Here is a 23754-nt window from a genome sequence, read left to right as displayed (position 1 = left end):
GCGCACCGGCCCGACCCGCGAGTCGGCCCGCCCCGTGCGCCGGCCCGCCCCGCGCACCGGCCCGGCAGCACTGGCGGGCCGGCGTACAGGGAAGGATGGACACATCGGGGGGAGCCCGGGCAGCGGGCGAAGCCGGCACACCACCTGCCCGAGGGGGTTTCGCGATGACCACGCCGCCGGAGCCGAACCGTCCGTCAGAGCATCCGTCCGACCGTCAGTCCGAGCTGCTGGAGCTGTACAAGCTCGCCGTGGAGATGGCCGACCGGGTCTCGGCCCGCCGCGGCACCGCCAACACCTTCTTCCTGTCCGTGCAGACCGCGCTGGTCACCCTGATCGGCTTCGGCATACCCAGGCTCTCCGAGTCCCCGTGGTGGGTGCCGACGGCCGTCGCCCTGGCCGGCATCACCCTCTCCGGCGCCTGGTGGATGCAGCTGCGCAGCTACCGGGACCTCAACGGCGCCAAGTTCCAGGTCATCAACAGCCTGGAGGAGAAGCTGTCCGCGCAGATCTTCACCGACGAGTGGGACGTCCTGCGGAGCACCGAGGGGCCCGGCCGGCACCACCGGCACTACACCGAACTCGGCACCACCGAACGGGCCGTACCGATGATCTTCGCGGTGGCTCATCTGATCCTCCTCGCGGGCACCCTCGCCAGCGGCACACTGGCCGTATGAGCCACCTCGATCCCATCGCCGAACTGATCCGCGACTGCCTGCCCTCGGAGGCCAGACCCCCGGCGGGCTCCGACGACCTGTTCCGCATCTACGCCGTGCTGCTCCAGGCCAAGGGCGAACAGGTCACCGACGAGGACGTCCACAACGCCTGGACGGCCTGGACCCAGACGACCGACGACACCCACCGGGCCCTGGTGGCCTTCCACGACCTCGACGCCCGCACCCGCGCCCTCGACGCCCCGTACACCCTCGCCATCCGCACCGCCGCCCGCAAACTCCACCACCCCACGGTGGGTTAGGAGTTCGGGCCGCCGGCGGCCCGGGCGGGGCCGCCGGGTCAGGCCCCGGGCGCGGCGGCGGCCAGGTCGTCGACGGTGCCGGACATGACGGTGCGCAGGTGGCGGGTGAGGTGTCCGGCGGGCCAGTCCCACCAGGCGAGGTCCAGCAGGCGGGCGACGTCGGCCTCGCCGTAGCGCGGCCGGATCACCTTGGCCGGGTTGCCGCCGGCGATCGCGTAGTCGGGGATGTCGGAGGTGACGACGGACCCGGCGGCGACGATCGCGCCGTGGCCGATGCGCACCCCGGGCATGACGGTGGTGCGGTAGCCCAGCCACACGTCGTTGCCGATCACGGTGTCGCCGCGCCCTGGCAGGCCGGTGAGCAGGTCGAAGTGCTCGGCCCAGGCGCCGCCCATGACGGGGAAGGGGAAGGTGGACGGCCCGTCCATCCGGTGGTTGGCGCCGTTCATCACGAACCGCACCCCCTCGGCGAAGGCGCAGAACTTCCCGATGACGAGCTTCTCCGGCCCGTAGTGGTACAGCACGTTGCGGGTCTCGAACGCCGTCGGGTCGTCGGGGTCGTCGTAGTACGAGTACTCGCCGACCTCGATCAGCGGCGAGGTGACCAGCGGCTTGAGGAGCACCACCCGCGGCTGCTCGGGGAAGGGGTGCAGCACGGTCGGGTCGGGCACGGTCGGGTCGGGCACGGCGGGGATCACGGAGGGGCACCGCTTTCACGTGGGAGGTGGCGTCAGGGACGCGTGGGACACCGGGGACGCCCGGGGCGCGCCGCTCCATGATCCTCCGGACGGCGCCGACGGCCGACGGGTTTCCCGTAGCCTGCCGGAACGCCCCGAACGGGTTTCACGGAACCTTCACCCCGGGTGGCCGCATCGATCGGCCGAGGCGGGGTAGTCGGGTCGTTCGACCGTGCCGACACGAGGAAAGGACTCCGATGGTCATGACCACTGGTGAACTGACCACTTCCGTTTCGCCGACGACGGACCCCTGCCGCACGGCCGCCTCCGCCACAGCCGACCTGCGCGGGCTCCTGCCACCGGAGCTCGACGCGACCGAGGACCTGCGGGAGGTCGCGCCGGCCGACGCGCGCGAGCTGACCCGGGTGCTGCTGCGCCGGCTCGCGGCCCTGGAGGAGGGCACCCGGGAGTACTCGTACGTGCGGGCCACGCTGGTGGAGATGAACCTCTCGCTGGTCAGGTTCGCGATCCGCCGCTTCACCGCGCACCGGGAGCCGCAGGAGGACCTGTTGCAGGTGGGGGCGGTCGGGCTGATCAAGGCGATCGACCGGTTCGATCCCGATCTGGGCGTCGAGTTCACGACCTTCGCACTGCCCACGGTGCTCGGCGAGGTCCGCCGGCACTTCCGTGACACCACCTGGGCCGTCCACGTGCCGCGCCGCCTCCAGGAGCTGCGGATCGTGCTGGCGAAGGCCCAGGAGCGGCTGGCGCAGGAACTGGACCGGGCCCCCACGGTGGCCGAACTGGCCGCGGACCTCGGGCTCTCCCAGGAGGAGGTGGTGGAGGGGCTGACCGCCTCGAACGGGCACACCGCGGGCTCCCTGGACACCAGCAGCGAGGACGACGACCGCCCCGGCTGCCTGGGCGAGCGCCTCGGCGAGGAGGACCGGGACCTCTCCCTGGTGGAGGACCTGGTGGCGCTCAAGCCGCTGGTCGGCGCGCTGCCGGAGCGGGACCGGCTGATCCTGTCGATGCGCTTCTGCGAGGACATGACGCAGTCGCAGATCGGCGAGCGCCTCGGGCTGTCCCAGATGCACGTCTCCCGGCTGCTCAGCCGCACCCTGCGGCGGCTGCGCGAGGGCCTGACCGAAGCCTGAGTCCGGGCGGGGTCGCGGGCGGGGTCGCGGCCCGGTCCGCGACCCCGCCGCTTGGCCGCGGGACACCGCCTACGTAAGGTCGGAGGGCACGGACCTGGAGGGGACGACGATGATGCCATCCGACAACGACCAGCGGGGCCCCGCACCGGCGGCCGCCCCGTACCGTGCGGAGCTGGCGGTACGGACCCGCCCCGCGGCTTCCGGCGCGGTGGTGTGCGCGCTGGCGGGCGACCTCGACATCGAGACGCTCGCGCCCGCGGCCGACACGCTCACCGCCCTGCTCGCCCAGCGGCCGGGCGCGGTGGTGATCGACCTCGCCGGAGTGGGCTTCTGCGACTCCTCCGGCCTGAACCTCCTGCTCAGGACCCGCCTCGCGGCGGAGGCGGAGGGCGTGCCGCTGCACCTGGCGGCGGTGCCGCCCACCGTCATGCGGGTCCTCGAACTGACCGGCACCCAGGCGGTGTTCTCCATCCACGAGTCCGCCGAGTCGGCCCTGGCGGCCTGAGCCGTTCCCCCGCCCCGCCGGGTACGGCCCACCGGGTTCCCGTCCGGTCCGTACCGGGTTCGTACCGGGTTCCCTTCCGGTTCCCGACCGGTTCGTGCCGGGACGCGTGGCGCAGAGGCCGCGCACCCGGTGCCCGGACAGGCATAATCCCGGGAGCGCCGGGAAACCGACCATGCGAAACCGCCGTCGATCCGAAAGGGTGCCCTCACATGACGATGAGCCGGGGAACCCTGGACGGCGACGCACACCCGGCCGGGCCGCCGCTGCCGCCCGGCGGCCAGCGCCGGCGGCTGACCCTGGCCGGGTTCCCCAAGCCGGTCGCCCGGGCCAGGGGCTTCACCGCCGAGGCGGTGGGGGACTGGTACCTGCCCGACGTCCACGAGGGCGTCGGCGCGGACGTCGTGCTGCTGGTGGCGGAGCTGGTGGCCAACGCCATGCTGCACGGGGACGGCCCGCTGGAGCTGGTCCTGGACGCCACCGGGGAACGCCTGCGGGTGGAGGTCAGCGACCGCAGCCCGGCGATGCCCGCCCTGCGCCACCCGCACGACCCGGCCCTGCCCGGCGGCCACGGCCTGTTCATCGTGCAGCGCACCGCCGACCGCTGGGGCGCCGAGCCGCACGGCCAGGGCAAGACGATCTGGGCCGAGTTCGACGCCCGCCGCCTGACCCGCGCCTGACCCGCGGCTGACCCGCGCCTGACCCGCGCTCCCGCAGGCTCCGTACTCCCGCAGGCCCGCGCCCCCGCAGGCCCCGCACGGCGGCCGGCCGCCGCCCCGAGCGGGACGGCGGCCGGCGGCCCGGGCAGTCAGAGGATGCGGCCGCTGTAGAACGGCCCGTAGTAGAGCGCGTACCGCTCCCGCTCCTGGAACCCGGACTCCGTCTCCAGCGCCCCGCCGTTCAGGTCGGGACCGTTCTTGATCTCCTCCTTGGTCCGGTCCACGTACACCGTCCGCTCCGCGATCTCGATGCGGATGACGGTGCCGGCCGGCAGCAGCACCCGCTTCCCGAAGATCCAGGGGCCGGTGTCCACGACCAGGTACCGCGTTCCCACCTCCTCGGACAGCTTGTCCACCTTGCCGACGGGGCCGTCCTGGGCCTCCACGTGGAACCCGATGAGGTCGGTACCGGCGCTGTGGCCGCTGGTGCTGCGGAACTCCCAGATGTCGGTGTTCCCACTCATGCGCTTCTCCCTTCCATGAGGCAGGTACGGGCCGGCGAGGAGCCGGGCCCGGCGCGGACGCGCGACCATCGGCTGCCCCCGACCGCCGCATCCATGCCCCGCAGGCCCCCGCCGGCCGGGTCCCCACCGGGCGCCCGTCGGGAGGATTGGCCGCGCCGCGCCGGGAAAAACGAGCGGGCGACCGGCGGCGCCGCACCCGGGCGCCCGCCGGCAGGACCCGGCAGAAGGGGAGAACGGCAGATGTGGTGGAGCCTGCTACGCCTGGCACTCGCGAGCGCCGCGGCGGTGCTCTTCGCGTACGGCCTGGACCGGATCGCGCAGCTCACGGTGCGGCACCTGGCCGCCCGCAGGGGCACCGGCGCCGTCGGCGTCCCCCTGCTGGTGCGCCGCTGCCGGCTCCCGCTGCTGGCACTGACGGCGTGCCTGCTCCTGCTCGGCGCCCTGCCGTGGATCGCCGCGCCGCCCGCCGCCGGTGAGGGGCTGCGCCACCTGGCGGTGATCCTCGCCATCGCCGCCGGCGGCTGGCTGGGCGCCCGGATGGTGGCGCTGCTCGCGGACAGCACCCTGCGGCTCGCCGTGCACCGCCGCGACCCGGCCTGGGCCGGCCGCGCCCGCACCCAGGCCGACCTGCTCGGCCGGATCGGCCAGGCGATCGTCGCCGTGGTGACGCTCGGCGCCGTCCTGATGACCTTCCCCGCGGTGCGCGGCGTCGGCACCAGCCTGCTCGCCTCCGCCGGCCTGGCCGGCGTGGTGGCGGGCGTGGCGGCCCAGAGCACCCTGGCCAACGTCTTCGCGGGCGTCCAGATGGCCTTCGGCGACCTCGCCAGGATCGGGGACGTGGTCGTGGTCGGCGGCGAGTGGGGCACGGTGGAGGAGACCACCCTGACCGCCGTGGTGATAGAGACCTGGGACCAGCGGCGCCTGGTGATGCCGATGTCGTACTTCGTCGGCCGCCCGTTCGAGAACTGGTCCCGCCGCTCCAGCCGGATCACCGGCACCGCGTTACTCCACCTCGACCACCACGCGCCGGTCGCCCTGCTGCGCAAGGAGTTCGACGCCTTCCTGGCCGGCAACGGGCTGTGGGACGGCGAGGGCAGCGCCCTCCAGGTGGTCGACACCACCCCCACCACCATCGTGGTCAGGGTGCTGGCCACGGCGGCGAACGGCGCCGACGCGTTCGAGCTGCGCTGCCAGCTGCGCGAGCACCTCGTCGGCTACCTGCGCGACGAGCACCCGTACGCCCTGCCCCGGCTGCCCGTGGCACCGGCCCCCGGCACGCGCCCGGCCGGCGGTGACACCGGGGCCGCCGCGGCCGCCGACGACACCGGGGGCACCGCCGGACCGCCCGGCGGGTGAACCGGGGCCCTCACCGGCCGCCGCTGCCGTCCTTCCCGCTGTCCTCGGTGTCCCCGCCGTCCCCGCCGGCCCCGCTGTCGTCGCGGCCCCCGCCGTCGCCGCCGCCCTCGTCCGGGTCCTCGGGCGCCCCGGGGAAGGAGACGTCGACCCGCTGCTCGGGCCGGCGCTCCTCCTGCCGGGCGACCGAGGACAGCACCGCCTGGTCGGCGTCCGTCAGCGGCGGCTGCAGCAGGCTGCGCGGCCACAGCCGCCGGGTGAGCACCACGTTGGCCTCGGCCGCGTACACGGTGACCTGCGCGGCCAGGTAGAGCCAGGACAGCAGCCCGATCACGGTCGCGAAGAACCCGTAGACCTGGCTCGCGTGGCGCAGCTCGTGGGTGACCAGCAGCGAGCCGCCCGCCTGGAGGGCGGTGAACAGCGGCCCGGCGAGCGCGCAGCCCGGCCACAGCGCCCGCAGCGGGACCTCGCGCGGGGTGAGCACCCGGAAGCAGGCCAGGCACAGGGCGGTGTTCACCAGCGCGGAGACGACCAGGCCCCCGATCCTGGCGGCCGGCCCGCCCAGCGCGCTGCCGACCAGCGAGGCGGCGGCGGTGCCCAGCACCAGCCCGCCGGCCAGCACCGCGAACAGCAGCACGCTGCGCGCCAGCCGCGGCCAGTAGCCGGGCCGCTGCACCCCCGGCACGTTCCAGACCTCGGCCATGGCGTGCTGGAGGACCTGCGCGATGCCGAGCGCCCCGTACAGCAGCCCGAGCACACCGATCAGCAGGGCCAGGCCGCTGCCCTGGAGCGAGTGGACGTTCTGGCGCAGCTGGTCGCCGATGATCGGGAAGTCGGCGAGCGCGGAGTCCAGCACCGCGCGCTGCGCCCCGGCGTGGCCGTGCAGGACGAAGCCGAGGACGGTGCTGAGCAGGAGCAGCAGCGGGATCAGGGCGACGAAGCCGTAGTAGGTGATCAGGGCGGCCAGCAGTCCGCCCCGGTCGTCCCCGTACTTGCGCACGACGCCGATCACCAGGCCGGGGGCCCGGTGGCGCTGCTGGAAGCCGTCCACGGCCCGCAGGGCCCGTTCGATCGGATTCACACCGCGCGTCTGCCCGCGGGGCGCGGCCCGACACCCCCCGGCCCGACACCCCCCGGCCCGACACCCCCCGGTCCTGGGCGTCCGGGCGGGTCCTGCTCCGGAGAGGTCGGGTCTGCTACCGGAGGGGGCCGATCAGCCAGTTCCCCGGCGCGTTCTCGTCGGTGCTCAGGTAGAACTCGGTGATGGCCGTCCGGAACTCCTCGTGGCTGATCACCCCGTTGCCGTCCCGGTCGAGCCGGCGGAACGCGTCCCCCGAGTGCTCGGGCGGGATTCCCAGGGCGTCGTACATGCGCACGTACTCGTCCTTGCTCAGCACTCCGTCGTGGTTGGTGTCCAGCGCGCGCATCAGGGCGTCCGCGATCGCCAGCACCGCCTTCTCGAAGTGCTCCGGAGCCGTGACGTTGGCCTCCATGACGTCGAGGAACTCCTTGCGGTCGATCCTCCCGTCCCCGTCGGCGTCCCCGTGTTCGAGCAGGACCCGCCACCACTCCTCGAACGCCTGCCGCATCGCCGAGGCGTTCTCCCGGTCGTCGTCCGCGGCCAGCGCGCCGAAGAGCTCTCCCATCGCCTGGAAGTCGTCGTGGGTGAGCATGCCGTCGCCACCCTGGTCGAACCAGTCGAAGAGCATGGTGAACTTCTGGTTCTTCACCTTGGCCGGCAATTCCTTCTCCCTCTGCGTCGCCCGAGGACGGAGCACGCCGCCCCGTCAGGACTTTCGACGCACGGTAGGTCGAAGCCGAACGGCGGGGCAATCGCCGCCAGGGAAGACCACACCTTCGGTGGAATGGTGTGCCAGGTACGCATGATCCGGGCGCGCCCGGTTCCCCGGGCCCGGGCGAAGCCGGCGCGAACGCCCTGGCCGGTGCTGCTCCTGACGGCGGGTCCGGCCCGCGTCCTTGATCCACTGACGTCAAGTTGTCTGTACAGCTCGGAGTCTCTTACCGGTCACCGATCCGTCATCGGACACCACGGCTGCGTCCACCTCGGTCTCGTACACATAACGGGTCCGGTCCGAACCGCGCGGCCGGCCCCCGAAGCGAAGACCCGCGGTCCGTCAGCAAGGAGCCCCACCCCCATGAGTCCGAAGCCCGAACTGTCGCGCCGCAGTGTCCTCGGCGGCGCGGCGGCGGCCGCGGTGCTGTCCGCCCTCCCGCTCAGCGTCCAGCAGGCGCTCGCCGCCCCGGCCAGGCCCGGACGGCTGGCGGACATCCAGCACGTCGTGGTGTTCATGCAGGAGAACCGCGCCTTCGACCACTACTTCGGCACCCTGACGGGCGTGCGCGGCTTCGGCGACCGCACCGCCGTACGCGGCGTCGACGGCCGCTCGGTGTTCCACCAGCCCGACCCCGGCCGCAAGGAGGGCTACCTGCTGCCCTTCGCGATGAACGCCGCCCACACCAACGCCTACCAGCAGGGCGCGCCCGCCTTCGGCTACGGCGACTCCATGAACGCCTGGAACGACGGCCGCGCCGACGGCTCCGTCACCCGCCGCTCCTCCGGCTGGCTCGGCCAGGGCTACTACGAGTCCGCCGACATGCCCTTCTACCACGCCCTCGCCTCGGTGTTCACGGTCTGCGACGCCTACCACGCCTCCGTGCAGTGCAACACCAACACCAACCGCGACCACCTGATGACCGGCACCAGCGGCGGCACCGTCAGGGACACCCCGGTGACCGACAACACCGAGATCCCCGGCGGCTACGAGTGGACCACCTACGCCGAGCGCCTGGAGAAGGCCGGCGTCAGCTGGAAGACCTACCAGGCCATCGACAACTTCGACGACAACGCCCTCGCCTGGTTCGCCCCCTTCGTCAAGGCCAAGCCCGGCGAGCCGCTGTACGAGCGCGGCATGCGCGCCGTCGGCGACCCGGCCAAGAAGAACGACCCCTTCGCCATGGGCGACGCCCTCGTCGACGCCTTCACCGCCGACGTCCAGGCCGACCGCCTCCCGCAGGTCTCCTGGATCGTCGCCCCCGCCGCGCTGTCCGAGCACGCCAACTACGCGCCGCCGAACGGCGAACACCTCACCTCCCGGCTGCTGTCCGCGCTCGCCGCCAAGCCCGAGGTGTTCCAGAAGACCGTCTTCATCCTCAACTACGACGAGCACGGCGGCTTCTTCGACCACCAGCTGCCGCCCGTCCCGCCGCTGGCCACCGGCCGCGGCAAGTCCAACGTCCCGGTCGACGGCGAGGTCGTCGTCCGCGTCGGCAAGGGCGGCTCCACCTACCACCGGGTCGTCGACCAGGACGGCAGGTACCGGGTCAAGGCCGCCGACGGCACCCTCGGCTGGTCCGACACCCTCCCCGCCGGCGAGACCCTCGTCTCCGGCCCCTACCCGATGGGCCTGGGCGTCCGGGTGCCGATGATCGTCGTCTCCCCGTGGACCCGCGGCGGCGTCGTCGACTCCACCGTCTACGACCACACCTCCGTGCTGCGCTTCCTGGAACAGCGCTTCGGCGTCCAGGAACCCAACATCAGCCCCTGGCGGCGCGCGGTCTGCGGCGACCTCACCGGCGTCTTCGACTTCTCCGGCCGCAACCCCGCCTGGCCCCAGCTGCCCGACACCAGCGGCAACCGCCAGAAGGTCGTCGACACCGGCAAGCTCCCCGCCCCCACCGTGCCCAGCCCGCAGACCTTCCCCCAGCAGCAGCGCGGCACCCGCTCCTCCCGCCCCGCCCCGTACAACCTGCTGGTCAAGCCCCGCCTCAAGGGCGACGAACTCACCCTCGACTTCGTCAACCAGGGCCGCCAGGGCGCCGTCTTCGCCGTCTACCCCGCCCCCGGCGAGGCCCCCAAGCACTACACCGTCGCCGCCAAGTCCCGCCTCTCGGACGTCTGGAAGGTCGGCCCCGCCGGCTACGACCTGCGCGTCCACGGCCCCGACGGCGCCCTGTGGCACCTGCGCGGCGACGCCGCCTCCGCCTACGAGGTCTCGCTCTCCGAGGAGGGCAACGGCAAGGTGCTGGAAGTCGACGTCATCAACCGCTCCCGCACCGCCCAGACCTTCCTCGTCGGCGACCTCGCCTACGGCGACGGCCTGCGCGAGGTGCGCGTCGCGGCCGGCGACGACCGCACCGTCAACCTCAAGGTCGGCCCCGAGGGCTGGTACGACGTCGCCGTCACCGTCCAGGGCGACCTCACCTTCCGCCGCCGCCTCGCCAACCGCTTCCCCTGGGACGACCGCACCGTCACCGACCCCGCCATCGGCCTCGCCGACCCGCTCACCGTCAGCCTCGCCCTCGGCGCCGCCTCCACCACCATCGACGAACCCGTCCTGCTGCCCGGCCGGCCCGCCACCGTCACCGCCACCCTCACCGCCACCGCGGCCCTCACCCGCCTGGAGGCCCAGCCGCTGCTCCCGCCCGGCTGGACGGCCACCGCCGTCACCGCCCCGCCCGAGCGGCTCGCCGCCGGCGCCAGTGCCACCGCCGTCTGGCAGGTCACCCCGCCCGCCCAGCTGCCCGCCACCGCCACCCACCGCCTGCTGGTCACCGCCCGCGCCCTCGCCGACGGCCGCCACGCCCTCGCCGACGGCGAACTCGCCGCCCGCCCCGCCCCGGTGATGACCGGCCACCTCCTCGACGAGGACTTCGAATCCCTGGCCGGCGCCCTCAAGCCGGAGTCCGGCCTGCTCGGCTGGACCGCCCAGGCCCCCCAGGGCTGGACGGTCGTCAACGCCCCCGCCATGCCCCAGGGCACCGTCCGCCTCCAGGGCTGGACCTTCCACACCAAGCGCGAATGGGCCGCCCTCGGCGCCCAGGACCGCGGCAACTTCACCCGCGCCCTCGGCGTCGTCGCCGTCGCCGACCCCGACGACTGGGACGACACCGGCTCGCCCTCCCGCAAGGGCGTCTTCGACTCCACCCTGGTCTCGCCCGCCGTCACCATCCCGGCCGGCACCGACACCCTCCACCTCGCCTTCGACTCCCACTACCGCCAGGAAGCCCCCCAGAAGGCCTCCGTCACCGCCGTCTTCGACAACGGCACCGAGACCCGCCTGCTCGCCTACAGCTCCGACGCCACCGGCAACGACAACGCCGGCAAGGACGTCCAGAACACCCGGATCACCCGCAGCTTCCCCGTCCCGGCCGGAGCCCGCTCGGTGACCCTCAGGTTCCGCATGTACGACGCCGGCAACAACTGGTACTGGGCCGTCGACCACATCCGCCTCGACACCCGCCCCGTCACCGGCTGACCGCTCCCAGCCCCGCCCGGGCCCGTCCGAGTCCCCGCACCCGGACGGGCCCGGGCCGTTCGCGGCGTGCGGCAGGTACAACTGCTTGCCACGACCACGATCCGCCGCGGGCGCCCGCGGCACAGGGGAGGAACCGATGGCGACCGACGCGACGGACCCGGCGGGCATCCGCGACCACTACCCGAGCCTGGACGAACTCGACGCCACCGCACGGAAGTTGGCCGACCGGTGGCCCGACCGGTGCCGGGTGCGCACCGTCGGCACCTCCCGCGCCGGGCGCCCGCTGACCCTGCTCACCGTCGGCCGCGGCCCGCACAACGTGCTGGTCGTCTCCGGCGCCCACGCCGACGAGTTCGCCGGCCGCGCCGCCACCGCCGACCTCGCCCACCACGCCCTCACCCACCAACACCCGGACCTGGCCTGGCACTTCCTGCTCTGCCTCGACCCCGACGGCGCCCACCTCGCCGACGGCAGCCGCACCGCCCGCACCCTGCCCGCCTACTTCGACCACTACTACCGCCCCGCCGCCGACGAACAGCCCGAATGGGCCCCCGCCATCGGCGCCGCCCTCCCGGAGAGCCGCACCCTCCTCGACCTGATCGACGAACTGCGCCCCACCCTCCAGTTCTCCCTGCACAGCACCGACGTCGGCGGCACCTTCGTCCAGGCCACCAGCGACCCCGCCGCCCTCGCCCACCCCTTCGCCCGCTCCGCCGCCGCCCTCGGCATCCCCGTCGAGACCGGCGCCTTCGACACCTTCCGCCTCCACGAATCAGGCCCCGGCGTCTACCTGATGACCCCCCATCACATCGACCACCAGGAGAGCACCACCGGCATGCTCACCCCGCACGAGCGCACCGGCGGCGTCCGGGCCGGCACCTGGTTCGCCCCGCAACGCCACGGCGGCGAGACCGTCCTGGTCGAAGTCCCCGCCTGGACCAGCGCCCACCTCGGCGACACCCGCCCCGCCGAAACCGCCCACCACCACCTGCGTTCCTATGCCGACCGCCTGCGCGAACGCGGCGAGCAGCTCACCGCACTCCTCGACGCCGCCCGGCCCCACCTGCCCACCCCCGACACCCCGCTGCTGCGCGCCGCCCGCACCCCGCTGACCGCCCTGCACCAACTCGCCGACGAATGGGACCCCGAGGCCCACGGACACGACCTCCTGCACACCCCGATGACCCGCGCCCGCCTCACCGGCATCGACCTGTGGGCCCACCGCATCCCGGTCCGCGCCGCCGCCCTGCTGCGCCGCGCCGTCCGGGCCGCCGACGCCCCCGCGGCACCCCAGGCCGCCCGCCTCGACGAACTCCTGGGGGACTGGTGCGCCCAGTACCAGCGGCGCTTCCGCCCCCGGTGGCTGCCCGTCGCCCGCCAGGCCGCCCAGCAGGCCAACACCGTCCGCGCCGCCGTCGCGCTGCGCCACGGCGTCCGGGGATCGTGACGACGGTTCAGCCGGCCCCGGGTACGGCCTGTCCTCAGCGGGCCGCCACGGCGAGGGCGCAGGCCACTGCGGTCAGGAGGACGGCGGCCATCAGCACCGGCCGCCGGGTGTGTCCGTGCGGAGCGGCCGTCACCGCGACCGCCGAGACGACCGGAACGGCGAAGGCGGAGAAGACCAGCAGCGCCGCCACCATGCGGGGCGGCGCCCCGGCGACCTGGACCCCCCACACGACGGTGAACACCAGGACCAGCCACACCGACGCGGTGGCCATCGCCCAGGCCGCGCGCGCCGTCCACCGCTCGGCGGCGTCGGCGGCGTGGAAGCCGGAGCGGATCCTGTCCCAGAACTGCACGGTCCACGAAGTCACCGGGCCAGTCTGCCCGTTCGGCCCCCGGGCGGGAAGATCGGGCACCCGCCGACGAAAACCCCGGGCCGCCCGATGAGCCCCGGAGGCCAACGGCGGAACGGAAAACCCGGAAGACGAACGTTGCCTGCGGGCAGCGTCAACCTTCACACTGATCTGAAGGTCAAGTCCCAGGAGGAGCACATGCGGATCGCCGACGCGGCGGCCGAGGTCGGCGTCCCCGCCCACCGGCTGCGCCACTACGAGGCGACGGGACTGCTCGTCCCCGAACGCAGCCGCTCCGGGTACCGCGACTACAGCCGCGCGGACGTCGGGCGGGCCCGGCAGATCAGGGCACTCCTGGACTCCGGCTTCACCGCCAGCGACGTCGCCCTGATGCTGCCCTGCATGCAGCCCGAGCCCGACCCCGAGGACGACCACAGGTGCTGCGACGCCACCAGGGCCCGCCTCACCCGGCGCCTCACCGAGATCCGGGAACGCCGCGAACAGCTCCAGCGGGCCGAACGGGCGCTCTCCTCCTGGCTCGCCGCCCCGGTCGAACCCGTCACCCCCGTCGAACCGGTCGCCCCCGTCGCCCCGCAGCCCTCGGCCACGCCTTAGCCCCGCTCCGGCCGGTTGAACACCGGCCCCAGGTCCGGCGGGACGTGCGCGACCACCAGGGCGACGGCCTCCTCGGGGCTGGTCGGGGTGCCGAGCACGTCGAGGCTGTACGGACGCCGGACGCGGTAGACCCCGTCGCCCAGCGGGTCGGTGAACGGGATGCCCTCATGGGCCCACGGCCAGCGCGTCGACCGGCTGAAGCACAGCGTGTGGTGGCTGTTCCAGAGGTAGAGCCGGCGCAGCCGCGGTTCGGCGTACGCGGCCCGCAGCAGGCGCAGCCGGTCGTCGGCCGGGCTGCCAGGGCCGTCCCCGTCCGCCTGCTCGCGCCACTCCGAAGTCCGGATGCTGTTCTGCCAGTTGGCCTCCACCGCGGCCTCCGGCCCGACCGCCCGGGCGGCGGCTTCGTCCAGCAGGACGGGCTTCGGCGGGACGCTCTTCTGATCGTCGGATCGCATGACGGACAGTCTGCCCCGGCCCTCCCGCTGCAGGCCCCCCGGATCGGGCACGATGGCCTCATGGAACTGAGGATCGAGGCCACCGACCTGCCCGGCCGCGAGTGCCCCGCCGGGCCGGGCTTCCCGGGGTACCGGGACGTCCACGTCGCCGTCCAGCGCCGGGCGCGGCCGGGCGAGTTGCTGGATCCGCAGCCCGGGGACGCGGCGCGGGCGCACTGGGCGCTGGAGTGCGCCACCAAGCCGCTGCCGGACGGCGGCGTGGACATCACCGGGCGCTACGTCCAGGGCGGCCCGGGCGGGCGCTTCGTCTACCTGAACTGGGTGGCCGGGGAGGAGCGGACGATGTTCCGCCGGGCGAAACTGCTGCTGACCGGCATCGACCCCAGGACCGCCGAGCGGGCCGCCCGCACCGGCCTGCTGATCGCCCGCCTCGGCCTGACCGACGCCAAGGGCCACCCCCTGTGCGCCGCCGTCCGCCCGCCCCTGGTCACCTGGTCGACGGCCTGAGTCAGGCGTTCCCGCCCTCGGCGTCGATGTGCGGCAGCACCCGGTCCAGGAACCGCGGCGTCCACCAGGCCGCCGCACCCAGCAGCGTCATCACCGCCGGGACCAGCAGCAGCCGCACCACCGTCGCGTCCACCAGCACGCTCACCGCCAGGCCCAGCCCCATCATCTTCACCACCACGTTGTCGCTGACGACGAACGCCGCGAACACGCTCACCATGATCAGCGCCGCACAGGTGATCACCCGCGCCGTGATCCCCAGCGCGTGCGCCACCGCGTCCTGGCTGCGCCCGGTGCGCAGCCAGGCCTCGTGCACCCGGGAGAGCAGGAAGATCTCGTAGTCCATGCTCAGCCCGAAGACGATCGCGAACATCATCATCGGCACGTAGCTCTCGATCGGGACCTTCCCCGCCACCCCCAGCGCCGGCCCGCCCCAGCCCCACTGGAAGACCGCCACCACCACCCCGTACGAGGCCGCGATCGACAGCAGGTTGAGCACCGCCGCCTTGACCGCGACCAGCAGGCCGCGGAAGACCGCCAGGATGATCAGGAAGGCCAGCCCGACCACCACCGCGATGATCGGCACCAGCCGGCTCGACACGATGTCCAGGAAGTCGACCTGCGCCGCGGTGTTGCCGGTCACGTACGTCCGCGCGCCGCTGCCGGCCACCGCACCGGGCAGCACGGTGTCCGCCAGACGGTTCACCAGATCGGTGGTGGCACGGTCCTGCGGGGCGCTCGCCGGGATCACGGTGGCGAACAGCACCGCGCCGTCCGGGCTGGTCTGCGGCGGCGTGCTGCTCGCGGCGCCCGGCAGGCCGGTGAGCGCCTGCTGCACCGAGGCCTGCACCCCCGCCCGCGCCCCGGCGGGCACGTCACTCTGGTCGACCACCACGGTCAGCGGCGCGTTCGAGCCCGGACCGAAGGCCTGGGACATCAGGTCGTAGGCGCGCCGGTCGGTGAAGCCGGTGGGGTCCGCGCCGTCGCCGACGTGGCCCAGCTGGATGGAGAACAGCGGGATCGACAGCACCGCGAGCACGACCACCCCGGCCACCAGGTACCGCCAGGGCCGCGCCTCCACCCGCCGGGCGTAGCGGTGCCAGGCCCCGCCCTGCTCGTCCGCACCCTGCTCGTCCGCGCCCTGCCCGTTCCCGTCCTGCCCGTCCGCGCCGGCCTCGGCGACCGGACGGCGCACCGCGAACCGGTCCATCCGGCGCCCGATCAGCCCCATCAGCGCCGGCAGCAGGGTGAGCGCCCCGAGCACGGCCGACACCACCGTGACGGCCGCCGCCGCCCCCAGCTTGGCGATGAAGGAGATCCCCGACACCGACAGCCCGGACAGCGCGATGATCACCGTGCAGCCGGAGACCAGCACCGCCCGCCCGCTGGTGGCCACCGCCCGCCCGGCGGAGGCCACCGGGTCCACCCCGTCCATCAGGTTCTGCCGGTGACGGGTCAGCAGGAACAGCGCGTAGTCGATCCCCACCCCGATGCCGATCATCGTCGCCAGGGTCGGCGCCACCGTCGCGAACGTGGACAGCGCCGCCACCAGCCCCAGCGCCCCCAGCCCGGCCACCGCCGCCACCAGCGCCGTCAGCAGCGGCAGCCCGGCCGCGATCACACTGCCGAACCCCACCAGCAGCACCACGACCGCCACCGCGAAGCCGATCGCCTCGCTGGAACGGTCGTCCGCCGCCGGCCTGGCCAGCTCGCCCAGCGGCCCGCCGTACTCCACCTGCACCCCGGCCGCCCGCAGCGGCGCCACCGCCGCGTCCACCCCCGGCAGGAAGCCGGTGCCCAGCAGGGCCGGACTGGTGTCGAACCGTACGGTCAGGTACCCGGTCAGCCCGTCGGGGGCCAGCGGGCCGCCCGGCGGGGGGCTCTGACCCGGCGGCGGCAGCGGGCTCTGCACCGACAGCACGTGCGGCAGCTGTTGCAGCGAGGAGACCGCCTGGGCGATCTGCGGCTGGAAGGCGGTCAGCTGCGCCGCGTCGTGCAGCACCACCTGGGAGCTGGTGCCCGCCGCGGCCGGCTCGTGCGCCTGGAGGACGTCCCGGCCCTGCTGGGCCTGGGTGCCGGGCAGTGAGAAGTCGTCCGAGTAGGAGCCGCCGACCGCCCGGTTGGCGGCCTGGACGCCGGCCAGGGCGACGATCCACAGCAGGACGACGACCAGCCAGTGGCGCGCGCACCACTCGCCCAGGCGGCGCAGCGCCGCGCGCCTGGCCGGTCGGGCGGGGGCCGAGGGGGCGGGGCGGGCGGACGGCGGCATGGAAGGCTCCCGGGTCTCCTGCACGGCGGTGCGCCGATCGGCGCAGTGTTCCCGCCGGCCGGGGCCGCCCACCGGTACCGGCGGGTAGTCGTCCCTACGGCCCCGGGGCCGTAGGGACCGCGGGGCCGGGCCGATGAGGGCTGGTCAGGGCCGGTCGGGGCCGCCGAGCCTCGGGGCCCGGACGGGGGCGGCGGCGCCGACCAGGACGACCAGTTCGTGGCCGCCGGGGTTGGTCTGCACGGGCAGGGTGCGCCAGTTGTTGGCGAGCCAGACGTTGCCGGAGGGGTCGATCTGGAGGCCGGTGTTGCGTTCCAGTCCGTCGCTCGGGTAGCCGGTGTCGGGCGGGGAGAGGGGCTGGCCTGTGGTGGTGCCGGGCGGGCAGGCGGTGAGGTCGGTGCCGCACAGCCGGGCGACGCGGTGGCCGCCGAAGTTGGCGACCCAGACGGTGTCCTCGCCGTCGACGGCGACGCCCCAGGGCAGGAACAGGCCGCCGCCGGTGAAGGGTCGGGGTTCCGGGGTCCCGTCGGAGCGGATCAGGGTGACGGAGGCGCCCGGGCGCGGCCCGTCGTCGCCCGCGACGGCGGCGTCGGCGAGGTCGCCGGGGGTGGTGTCGCCGCAGGGGACGGGCAGGATGCCGCTGTTGGCGACCCAGGCGTTGCCCCGGCTGTCGGTGGCGATGCCGAGCGGGCGGCGCAGGCCGCCGCCGGTGACGGTGCGTTCCACGGTGCCGTCGGGGGCCAGGATCTGGACGCTGTCGCTGCCGTTCCCGCTCGCCCACAGCCGCCCTGCGGGGTCGACGGCGGCGCCGAAGGGCTTGTGCAGCGCGGGGGTGGGGATCTCCCGGGCGCGGGTGGCGTCGCCGTCGGGGACGCGGGTCACGCTGTCCGCGCCGCAGTCGGCCACCCACACGGTGCCGGAGCGGTCGGCGGCCAGGCCCTGCGGCTGGGCGATGCCGCCGGTGCGCCAGCCCTCGGGCGGGGAGAGCGGGGTGCCGTCCGGGGCGAAGCGGGAGACGCTGCGCTCCAGCGGGGCCGGGTCGATCGGGCAACCGCGGCCCTGGAAGCCGAAGTTGGCGATCCAGGCGGTGCCCGCGGCGTCGACGGTGACGCCGAAGCCGGCGCCGTACAGGCCGCCGCCGCGGTAGGGGGCACCGGGGGCGTCGCGGCCGTCGGGGGTGAACCTGAGGACGGTCTCGCCGCCGCAGACCGGGCGGGTGGGGTCGGCGTCGTAGCGGTAGTTGTTGCTGACCCAGGCGTTGCCGTCGGCGTCGAAGGCGAGGTTGCCGGGGCCGTCGAGTTCGTGGCCGTTGCCGTCGTAGCGCAGGGCCACCGTCCAGGCGGCGGGGGCGGCGGGCAGGGCGGGGAGGTAGCGGGGGGTGGTGCCGGCGAGGGCGAAGAGGGCGGCGGCGTTGTGGCCGGGGTCGTGGGCGATGTCCACGGCGGCCCGCAGGGTGTCGCGGGGCCGTTCGCGGCCGGGGCGGCGGGCCAGGTCGAGCAGCTGGTCGCAGGCGTCGCCGGTGACGCAGGCGGCGAGCAGGTTGGCGAGGGTGTTGACCTCGGCCAGGGTCGAGGTGAGGTCGCCGTTGGGCGGGGCGGCGAGGAGGGCGGCGATGCCGCCGGTGCCGGTGTCGGCCAGGTTGTGGGCGACGGCGGCGGCGTTGCGCAGCCCGGGGTGGGGGCCGGCGACGCCGTCCGGGCCGGTGAAGCGGGCCAGGGCGTAGGCGACGGCGACGGTGGTGCGCTCGTTGACGACGAGTTCGGGCGGGGCGCCGGCGCCGCTGAGGACGGCGGCGAGGGTCACCGGGCCGTCCTGCGGGCCGTCCTGCGGGGTAGCTGGTTCGGTGTCCCGGGGGAGGCCGGCCAGCACGTACAGCACGGCGCGCGGGTCGTCGGGGCGGCGGTAGTCGAGGGTGAAGCGTCCGTCCCGGGCGCTGCGGGTGCGGGCCAGCACCCGGGGCCGGGCGCCGGTGTCGTCCCCGGCCTGGTAGAGCGTCACCTCGGCGCCGCCCAGCGGGGTGTCGCCGCTGCGGACCACCCCGCACTGGCCGGCGGGGGCCGGTGCCGCCGCGTGGGTGGGTCCGGCGGCGAGCTGGGCCAGGAGGGCGGCGGTCAGCAGGACGCCGCGGCGTCGGCGCATGGGGGCTCCGTTTCGGCAGGCAGGGGGACGGACGGCCGATGGCGGGCCGTCCGTCCCCTGCCTGCCACATCCCCGGGCCGCCCGGGCGCAACCGGGCGCGGGGCGCGGCGGAAATTGCCCGGTACGGGCGATGCGGGCCGGGGTGGGGTGATGCGGGCCGGGCCGGGTGTCAGCCGAGCTGCCGCAGCGCGGTGGTGGCGAAGGCGTGGTCCTGCTCGGGGGCGCCGCCGCCGACGCCGACGGCGCCGATCAGGCGGCCGTCGCGGTGGACGGGGACGCCGCCGGCGATGAACAGCAGCGGGCGGTCCAGCGCGGTGGGCAGGGTGTGGAACGGCCCGTCGGGCTTGACGAGGTCGACCAGGCCGGCGGTGGGGGCGTTCAGCTGGAGGGCGGTGTAGGCCTTGCGGGTGCTCGTTTCGCCGGAGATCAGTACGGCCCGGTCGTCGCGGCGGAAGGCGAGCAGGTGGCCGCCCGCGTCCAGGACGGTGATGCTGACCGGCACGTCCGCGGCCTCGGCGGCGGTGCGGGCGGCGGCGACGAGGGTCTCGGCGTCGGCGGTGGTCAGCGGGGCGACGGCGGTGGTGGTGCTCATGTCGGTTCTCCGGTAGGGGCGTTCAGTGGTGGGCGGGAACGGGGACGGGGGCGGTGGCCGGGCGGCTGTGGTCGCGGCGCTCCAGGGCGGCGGACCACAGGGCCAGCAGCAGGGCGGACGCGGCGAGGGCGGCGCCGACCCAGTTGGGGGCGGTGTAGCCGAGGCCGGCCGAGATGACGGCGCCGCCGAGCCAGGCGGCCAGCGCGTTGCCGAGGTTGAAGGCGCCGATGTTGACGGCGGAGGCCAGGGTGGGGGCGCCGTGGGCCTGGTCCAGGACCCGCTTCTGGAGCGGGGGGACGGTGGCGAAGCCGAGGGCTCCGATGAGCAGGACGGTGACGGCGGCGAGCACCTTGCTGTGGGCGGTGAGGGTGAACAGGGCCAGCACGACGGCGAGTCCGCCGAGGGTGGTGTAGAGCATCGGCATCAGCCTGCGGTCGGCGTAGCGGCCGCCGAGCAGGTTGCCGAGGAACATGCCGACGCCGAGCAGCACCAGCAGCCAGGTGACGGAGCCGTCGGCGTAGCCGGCGACGTCGGTCATCATCGGGGCGATGTAGGTGATCGCGGCGAAGACCCCGCCGAAGCCGAGCACGGTCATCGCCATCGCGAGCAGCACCTGGGGGTTGCGGAAGGCGGTCAGCTCCCGGCGCAGGTGGGCGCCCTCGGGGCGGGGCAGGTCCGGGACGAGCCTGGCGATGCCGAGCAGGCCGGCCACGCCGAGCGCGGCGACGAAGGCGAAGGTGGTGCGCCAGCCGACGGCCTGGCCGACGAAGGTGCCCAGCGGCACGCCGACGATGTTGGCGACGGTCAGCCCGGTGAACATGGTGGCGATGGCGCCGGCCTTCTTCTCCGGGGCGACCAGGTCGGCGGCGACGACGGAGCCGATGCCGAAGAAGGCGCCGTGGGCGAGCGAGGTCACGATGCGCCCGGCCAGCATCACGGGGAAGGACGGGGCGAACGCGGAGAGCAGGTTCCCCGCGGTGAACAGGCCCATCAACAGCATGAGCATGGTCCTGCGGCCGATCCTGGTGCCGAGGACGGTCATCAGCGGCGCGCCGAGGACCACGCCGAGGGCGTAGCCGGTGACCAGCAGGCCCGCGTGGGGGATGGAGACGCCGTAGTCGCCGGCGATCTCGGGCAGCAGGCCCATGATCACGAATTCGGTGGTCCCGATCCCGAACGCGCCGATGGCCAGGGCGAGGAGAGCCAGGGGCATGGAGCCGACCCTTCTGGGATTGCTTGAGTGAGCGCCTTGCATGCTTGAACAATAGTTGCAGGCGCGCGATAAGTGCAAGCGCATACAGGAGGCGTGCGCCAAGGGTTCCAGGGCGGACGGGGTGGGCAGGGCGGGCGGAAACGCGGCCGGGCCCGGTCCGCCCCGGGCCGCGGGTGCGGTCGGGGACGGGCCGGGCCCGGGGTGCGTACGGGTGGGCGGCCTGAGGTGTCAGCCGGAGAGGCCGGCCGGGGTCAGTGGGCGGGGGAGGCGGCGTCCACGGCCTCGACCGCCCTGACCAGCGAGGCCAGTCCGGGGGTGCGGGCGGCCTCGCCGAGCGCCTCGCGCAGGGCGGCGTCGTTGGTCGGCCTGGCCTCCTCCAGGAGCCTCAGGCCGTCCTCGCTCACGTTGGTGTAGATGCCGCGGCGGTCGGTCGGGCAGAGGTAGCGCGCCAGCAGCCCGCGGTCCTCCAGCCGGGTGACCAGGCGGGTGGTGGCGCTCTGGCTGAGCACCACCGCGTCCGCGACCTGCTTCATCTGGAGGTGCCCGCCGTCGCCGTCGTGCTGGCGGCTGAGCACGTCGAGCAGCGAGTACTCCCGCACGCTCAGGCCGTGCCCGGACTGCAGGGCGCGTTCGATGTGGGACTCGATCCTGCTGTGCAGGAGGGACAGGGCGCCCCAGCCGTTGGCGAGGGCGGTGAGCGCGGGGTCCGTGGCGGTCATGGGCCTGGCCTCCTTGCGGGTGTGGCTGAGTACCAGGATAAGCCACGAACCAAAATACCGGCCAGAGCCCGTAGTGCGCTCATGCAATTACTTCCCGTACGGACGCGGAGTGCCAACTGCCGTACGGTGCCCAGTAATCACGGGGTTTTGGCGCAAATGGTTCAGACCATTGACGCGGAGGGAAGGCAGATCCTACGGTGTCGGGCAACCGGTCTGGCACGGGCATGCCATGCCTCGGGCAGGCCATCGTGCGCACCCCCACGCGCACGTCCGTCCCGTGCCGGGCGCACACTCCATCCACCCCCACGGAGGAGCACCATGCGCATGCGCAAGCGCCACCTGATCGCCGCCGCCGCGGCCGCGATCGCCCTGCCGATCGCGGCGGCCCTGCCGGCCCAGTCGCACGGCTTCATCAACCTGCCGCCGAGCCGTTCCGCCCTCTGCGGCGCCAACGCCGTCCCGTGGGACTGCGGCGACATCCAGTGGGAGCCGCAGAGCGTCGAGGGCCCCAAGGGCTTCCCGAGCCGCGGCCCGGCGGACGGCACCATCTGCGCCGGCGGCGACGGCCGCTGGGCCCCGCTGGACAACCCCCGCAACGGTGCCTGGCCGACCACCAAGGTGACGGCCGGTCAGCAGCTCAACTTCACCTGGGAGATCGAGGCCAGGCACTCCACCTCGTACTTCAAGTACTACCTGACCAAGCCCGGCTACAACGCGAGCCAGCCGATCACCCGGGCCTCCCTGGACCTGACCCCGTTCCTGACCGTCCCCTACAACGGCCGCCAGCCCGCCGCCACCACCGTCCACACCGCGACCCTGCCCAGCGGCCGCACCGGCCACCAGGTGGTCGTCGCCGTCTGGGACGTCGCCGACACCGGCAACGCCTTCTACTCCTGCACCGACGTCCAGTTCTGACCGTCGCGTCCTGACCGTCGCACCCTGACCGTCAGGCCCTGACCGTCACGTCCCGCCCGCGCCGTCCGACCCCGGGCGGCGCGGGCGGGACACCGCCCGTACCGGAAGACCCCCCGGAGGCCCCCGCCCGTACCCGAGACCCCGCCCCGGAGCCGTGCTCGCGCGCCGCTGAAGCCGTAAATAGGTACATTGACGACATTTGGCAGCAGTGCCATGGCTTCGCGCGTCCACGAAAGAAGGCCGACCGCCTTCGGAAAGGGTCTCCATGCGCCCCGACCTCAGCCCCGCCGTCCTCGCCGAGCTGCGCCGGCCGCGGCCCTATCCGGCGGTGTCGATCCTGATGCCCACGCACCGCAGGGAGCCGGACAACGCCCAGGACCCGGTGCGGCTGCGCAACCTGGTGGCCGAGGCGAAGGAGCGCGTCCAGGCCGACCCGAAGGTCTCCCGCGCCGACCGGATCGAGGTGCTGGAGCAGCTCGACCGGGCCCTCACCGAGGTCGACCTGGTGCACGCGGAGGACGGCCTGGCGATCCTCGCCGCGCCCGGCGAGCACCAGGTGTGGTCACTCGGGCGCACCGCCCCCGCCCGGGTGGTCCTCTCCGACACCTTCCTGACCCGCAACCTGGTCGCCGCCCAGGCCGCCGAGCGCCCGCACTGGGTGCTCGCCGTCGCCGCCGACAGGGTCGTGCTGTGGGGCGGCACCGAGGAACGGGTCACCGAGGACAGGGACCGCGGCTTCCCGCTGGTGCGCGTCTTCGACAACCCCGATCCCGAGCGGCAGGAGCAGATCGGCGACACGCCCAGCACCTTCCGCGACGAGGCGACCAAGACCTTCCTGCGCCAGGCGGACACCGAGGTCGGCAAGCTGCTGGCCGCCGCCCCCCGCCCGCTCTACGTGGTCGGCGAGGCCGCCGCGCTCGCCCTGCTGGACGCCGTCGGCCCGATCGCCAAGGAGTCCACCGCGCAGCTGCCGCACGGCGGGCTGGCCCAGGCCGACGCCGAGACCGTCCGCAAGGTGGTCGAGCCCGCCGTGCGCGCGCAGGCCGAGCGCGAGGTCGCCGAGAACCTCGCCCAGCTCGACAAGGCCCGCGGCGCCCAGCAGTTCGCGGCCGGCCTGGACGAGCTGTGGCAGGCCGTCGGCGACGGCCGGATCGCCCGGCTGGTGGTCGAGGAGAACTTCCGCGCCACCGTGCGCGACGACGGCGAGCACCTGGTACCCGCCGAGGCCGACCAGCCCGGGGCCCGCGAGGACATCGTCGACGAGGTCATCGAGCGCACCCTGGACACCGGCGGACAGATCGGCTTCGTCCCCGACGGGACCCTCGCCGACGCCGGCCGGATCGCCGCCGTGCTGCGCTACTGACCGGCCGCCGGCCCTGCCCGCGCGACCGGCGGGGCAGGGCCGGGCCGGGCGCTCAG

The 23754-nt window shown here is 74.4% G+C and carries 23 protein-coding genes; 12 read left to right on the top strand and 11 right to left on the bottom strand.

Features of this window, described 5'->3' with window-relative positions:
• The first annotated feature begins 164 nt into the window (after positions 1–164).
• Together BU198_RS14230 and BU198_RS14225 are read left to right on the top strand one after the other, a co-directional pair.
• Complete coding sequence (locus tag BU198_RS14230) at positions 165–674, top strand: hypothetical protein (RefSeq protein ID WP_188297204.1); 510 nt, start codon at positions 165–167, stop codon at positions 672–674.
• Positions 671–973, top strand: a complete 303-nt coding sequence (locus BU198_RS14225; RefSeq protein ID WP_188297203.1) for a hypothetical protein — start codon at positions 671–673, stop codon at positions 971–973. The genes BU198_RS14230 and BU198_RS14225 overlap by 4 nt, the downstream gene beginning before the upstream one ends.
• Before the next feature lie 38 nt (positions 974–1011).
• Here the strand turns inward: BU198_RS14225 and BU198_RS14220 are convergent, their stop codons facing one another.
• Positions 1012–1671 (bottom strand): CatB-related O-acetyltransferase, encoded by a 660-nt coding sequence (locus BU198_RS14220; RefSeq protein ID WP_411293190.1) that lies wholly within the window; start codon positions 1669–1671, stop codon positions 1012–1014.
• A 242-nt stretch (positions 1672–1913) separates the two neighbouring features.
• On the opposite strand from BU198_RS14220, the gene BU198_RS14215 reads away from it, so the two are divergent.
• From BU198_RS14215 to BU198_RS14205, 3 genes are all read left to right on the top strand, one after another.
• Positions 1914–2807: a SigB/SigF/SigG family RNA polymerase sigma factor gene (locus BU198_RS14215; protein ID WP_223244365.1), complete on the top strand. Its 894-nt coding sequence runs from the start codon at positions 1914–1916 to the stop codon at positions 2805–2807.
• A 109-nt stretch (positions 2808–2916) separates the two neighbouring features.
• Entirely contained in the window at positions 2917–3312 is a 396-nt protein-coding gene (locus BU198_RS14210) for an STAS domain-containing protein (RefSeq protein WP_188297201.1), read from the top strand.
• Between the two features lie 209 nt (positions 3313–3521).
• Positions 3522–3989: an ATP-binding protein gene (locus tag BU198_RS14205; RefSeq protein WP_188297200.1), complete on the top strand. Its 468-nt coding sequence runs from the start codon at positions 3522–3524 to the stop codon at positions 3987–3989.
• Positions 3990–4117: 128 nt separating this feature from the next.
• Here the strand turns inward: BU198_RS14205 and BU198_RS14200 are convergent, their stop codons facing one another.
• On the bottom strand, positions 4118–4492 hold the full coding sequence (locus BU198_RS14200; RefSeq protein WP_188297199.1) for a PRC-barrel domain-containing protein: 375 nt from the start codon (positions 4490–4492) through the stop codon (positions 4118–4120).
• A gap of 240 nt (positions 4493–4732) precedes the next feature.
• Here BU198_RS14200 and BU198_RS14195 point away from each other — a divergent pair, with 240 nt between their 5' ends.
• A complete protein-coding gene (locus tag BU198_RS14195) occupies positions 4733–5848 on the top strand; it encodes a mechanosensitive ion channel family protein (protein WP_188297198.1) in 1116 nt (371 codons plus the stop codon).
• 10 nt (positions 5849–5858) lie between these two features.
• Here the strand turns inward: BU198_RS14195 and BU198_RS14190 are convergent, their stop codons facing one another.
• Complete coding sequence (locus BU198_RS14190) at positions 5859–6926, bottom strand: YihY/virulence factor BrkB family protein (protein ID WP_188297197.1); 1068 nt, start codon at positions 6924–6926, stop codon at positions 5859–5861.
• 115 nt (positions 6927–7041) lie between these two features.
• Entirely contained in the window at positions 7042–7575 is a 534-nt protein-coding gene (locus tag BU198_RS14185; protein ID WP_317620117.1) for an EF-hand domain-containing protein, read from the bottom strand.
• A gap of 426 nt (positions 7576–8001) precedes the next feature.
• Between BU198_RS14185 and BU198_RS14180 the strand changes: the two genes are divergently transcribed.
• Positions 8002–11121: a phosphocholine-specific phospholipase C gene (locus BU198_RS14180; RefSeq protein WP_188297195.1), complete on the top strand. Its 3120-nt coding sequence runs from the start codon at positions 8002–8004 to the stop codon at positions 11119–11121.
• A 136-nt stretch (positions 11122–11257) separates the two neighbouring features.
• Positions 11258–12568 carry a M14 family zinc carboxypeptidase gene (locus BU198_RS43335; protein WP_188297194.1) on the top strand — a complete coding sequence of 437 codons (1311 nt, stop codon included), beginning with the start codon at positions 11258–11260 and terminating at the stop codon, positions 12566–12568.
• 34 nt (positions 12569–12602) lie between these two features.
• On the opposite strand, the gene BU198_RS14170 is transcribed toward BU198_RS43335, so the two are convergent.
• On the bottom strand, positions 12603–12935 hold the full coding sequence (locus BU198_RS14170) for a hypothetical protein (RefSeq protein ID WP_188297193.1): 333 nt from the start codon (positions 12933–12935) through the stop codon (positions 12603–12605).
• 180 nt (positions 12936–13115) lie between these two features.
• On the opposite strand from BU198_RS14170, the gene BU198_RS14165 reads away from it, so the two are divergent.
• Entirely contained in the window at positions 13116–13532 is a 417-nt protein-coding gene (locus BU198_RS14165; protein ID WP_188297192.1) for a MerR family transcriptional regulator, read from the top strand.
• On the opposite strand, the gene BU198_RS14160 is transcribed toward BU198_RS14165, so the two are convergent.
• Positions 13529–13987, bottom strand: a complete 459-nt coding sequence (locus BU198_RS14160) for a DUF6193 family natural product biosynthesis protein (protein WP_188297191.1) — start codon at positions 13985–13987, stop codon at positions 13529–13531. The genes BU198_RS14165 and BU198_RS14160 overlap by 4 nt on opposite strands.
• Before the next feature lie 60 nt (positions 13988–14047).
• Between BU198_RS14160 and BU198_RS14155 the strand changes: the two genes are divergently transcribed.
• Positions 14048–14494 (top strand): DUF5990 family protein, encoded by a 447-nt coding sequence (locus tag BU198_RS14155; RefSeq protein ID WP_188297190.1) that lies wholly within the window; start codon positions 14048–14050, stop codon positions 14492–14494.
• Between the two features lies 1 nt (position 14495).
• Here the strand turns inward: BU198_RS14155 and BU198_RS14150 are convergent, their stop codons facing one another.
• The 5 genes from BU198_RS14150 to BU198_RS14130 form a co-directional block, all read right to left on the bottom strand.
• On the bottom strand, positions 14496–16760 hold the full coding sequence (locus BU198_RS14150; protein ID WP_188297189.1) for an MMPL family transporter: 2265 nt from the start codon (positions 16758–16760) through the stop codon (positions 14496–14498).
• A gap of 144 nt (positions 16761–16904) precedes the next feature.
• Positions 16905–18896 (bottom strand): NHL repeat-containing protein, encoded by a 1992-nt coding sequence (locus BU198_RS14145; protein WP_188297188.1) that lies wholly within the window; start codon positions 18894–18896, stop codon positions 16905–16907.
• A 169-nt stretch (positions 18897–19065) separates the two neighbouring features.
• The gene (locus BU198_RS14140) at positions 19066–19488 is read right to left on the bottom strand and encodes a GlcG/HbpS family heme-binding protein (protein WP_188297187.1); all 423 of its coding nucleotides are present in this window, start codon (positions 19486–19488) and stop codon (positions 19066–19068) included.
• Positions 19489–19510: 22 nt separating this feature from the next.
• Positions 19511–20701, bottom strand: a complete 1191-nt coding sequence (locus BU198_RS14135; RefSeq protein WP_188297186.1) for an MFS transporter — start codon at positions 20699–20701, stop codon at positions 19511–19513.
• 251 nt (positions 20702–20952) lie between these two features.
• Positions 20953–21420 carry a MarR family winged helix-turn-helix transcriptional regulator gene (locus BU198_RS14130; protein ID WP_188297185.1) on the bottom strand — a complete coding sequence of 156 codons (468 nt, stop codon included), beginning with the start codon at positions 21418–21420 and terminating at the stop codon, positions 20953–20955.
• Between the two features lie 324 nt (positions 21421–21744).
• On the opposite strand from BU198_RS14130, the gene BU198_RS14125 reads away from it, so the two are divergent.
• Positions 21745–22335, top strand: a complete 591-nt coding sequence (locus tag BU198_RS14125) for a lytic polysaccharide monooxygenase (protein ID WP_188297205.1) — start codon at positions 21745–21747, stop codon at positions 22333–22335.
• Between the two features lie 265 nt (positions 22336–22600).
• The gene (locus tag BU198_RS14120; protein WP_188297184.1) at positions 22601–23698 is read left to right on the top strand and encodes a chemotaxis protein; all 1098 of its coding nucleotides are present in this window, start codon (positions 22601–22603) and stop codon (positions 23696–23698) included.
• The last annotated feature ends 56 nt before the right edge of the window (positions 23699–23754 follow it).

This window comes from Streptomyces sp. CBMA156, from assembly GCF_014596515.1.
Lineage (GTDB): Bacteria > Actinomycetota > Actinomycetes > Streptomycetales > Streptomycetaceae > Kitasatospora.
The sequence above is the reverse complement of the archived record's forward strand: the minus strand, read 5'-3'. Positions and strand labels throughout refer to the sequence as shown.

What these genes read in the sequence shown, in the direction of transcription:
- BU198_RS14200 (WP_188297199.1), bottom strand. Translation starts at nt 4,492, where the DNA reads ATGAGTGGGAACACCGACATCTGGGAGTTCCGCAGCACCAGCGGCCAC.
- BU198_RS14230 (WP_188297204.1), top strand. Translation starts at nt 165, where the DNA reads ATGACCACGCCGCCGGAGCCGAACCGTCCGTCAGAGCATCCGTCCGAC.
- BU198_RS14125 (WP_188297205.1), top strand. Translation starts at nt 21,745, where the DNA reads ATGCGCAAGCGCCACCTGATCGCCGCCGCCGCGGCCGCGATCGCCCTG.
- BU198_RS14165 (WP_188297192.1), top strand. Translation starts at nt 13,116, where the DNA reads ATGCGGATCGCCGACGCGGCGGCCGAGGTCGGCGTCCCCGCCCACCGG.
- BU198_RS14155 (WP_188297190.1), top strand. Translation starts at nt 14,048, where the DNA reads ATGGAACTGAGGATCGAGGCCACCGACCTGCCCGGCCGCGAGTGCCCC.
- BU198_RS14130 (WP_188297185.1), bottom strand. Translation starts at nt 21,420, where the DNA reads ATGACCGCCACGGACCCCGCGCTCACCGCCCTCGCCAACGGCTGGGGC.
- BU198_RS14145 (WP_188297188.1), bottom strand. Translation starts at nt 18,896, where the DNA reads ATGCGCCGACGCCGCGGCGTCCTGCTGACCGCCGCCCTCCTGGCCCAG.
- BU198_RS14140 (WP_188297187.1), bottom strand. Translation starts at nt 19,488, where the DNA reads ATGAGCACCACCACCGCCGTCGCCCCGCTGACCACCGCCGACGCCGAG.
- BU198_RS14205 (WP_188297200.1), top strand. Translation starts at nt 3,522, where the DNA reads ATGACGATGAGCCGGGGAACCCTGGACGGCGACGCACACCCGGCCGGG.
- BU198_RS14180 (WP_188297195.1), top strand. Translation starts at nt 8,002, where the DNA reads ATGAGTCCGAAGCCCGAACTGTCGCGCCGCAGTGTCCTCGGCGGCGCG.
- BU198_RS14215 (WP_223244365.1), top strand. Translation starts at nt 1,914, where the DNA reads ATGACCACTGGTGAACTGACCACTTCCGTTTCGCCGACGACGGACCCC.
- BU198_RS14150 (WP_188297189.1), bottom strand. Translation starts at nt 16,760, where the DNA reads ATGCCGCCGTCCGCCCGCCCCGCCCCCTCGGCCCCCGCCCGACCGGCC.
- BU198_RS14120 (WP_188297184.1), top strand. Translation starts at nt 22,601, where the DNA reads ATGCGCCCCGACCTCAGCCCCGCCGTCCTCGCCGAGCTGCGCCGGCCG.
- BU198_RS14210 (WP_188297201.1), top strand. Translation starts at nt 2,917, where the DNA reads ATGATGCCATCCGACAACGACCAGCGGGGCCCCGCACCGGCGGCCGCC.
- BU198_RS14195 (WP_188297198.1), top strand. Translation starts at nt 4,733, where the DNA reads ATGTGGTGGAGCCTGCTACGCCTGGCACTCGCGAGCGCCGCGGCGGTG.
- BU198_RS14135 (WP_188297186.1), bottom strand. Translation starts at nt 20,701, where the DNA reads ATGCCCCTGGCTCTCCTCGCCCTGGCCATCGGCGCGTTCGGGATCGGG.
- BU198_RS43335 (WP_188297194.1), top strand. Translation starts at nt 11,258, where the DNA reads ATGGCGACCGACGCGACGGACCCGGCGGGCATCCGCGACCACTACCCG.
- BU198_RS14225 (WP_188297203.1), top strand. Translation starts at nt 671, where the DNA reads ATGAGCCACCTCGATCCCATCGCCGAACTGATCCGCGACTGCCTGCCC.
- BU198_RS14160 (WP_188297191.1), bottom strand. Translation starts at nt 13,987, where the DNA reads ATGCGATCCGACGATCAGAAGAGCGTCCCGCCGAAGCCCGTCCTGCTG.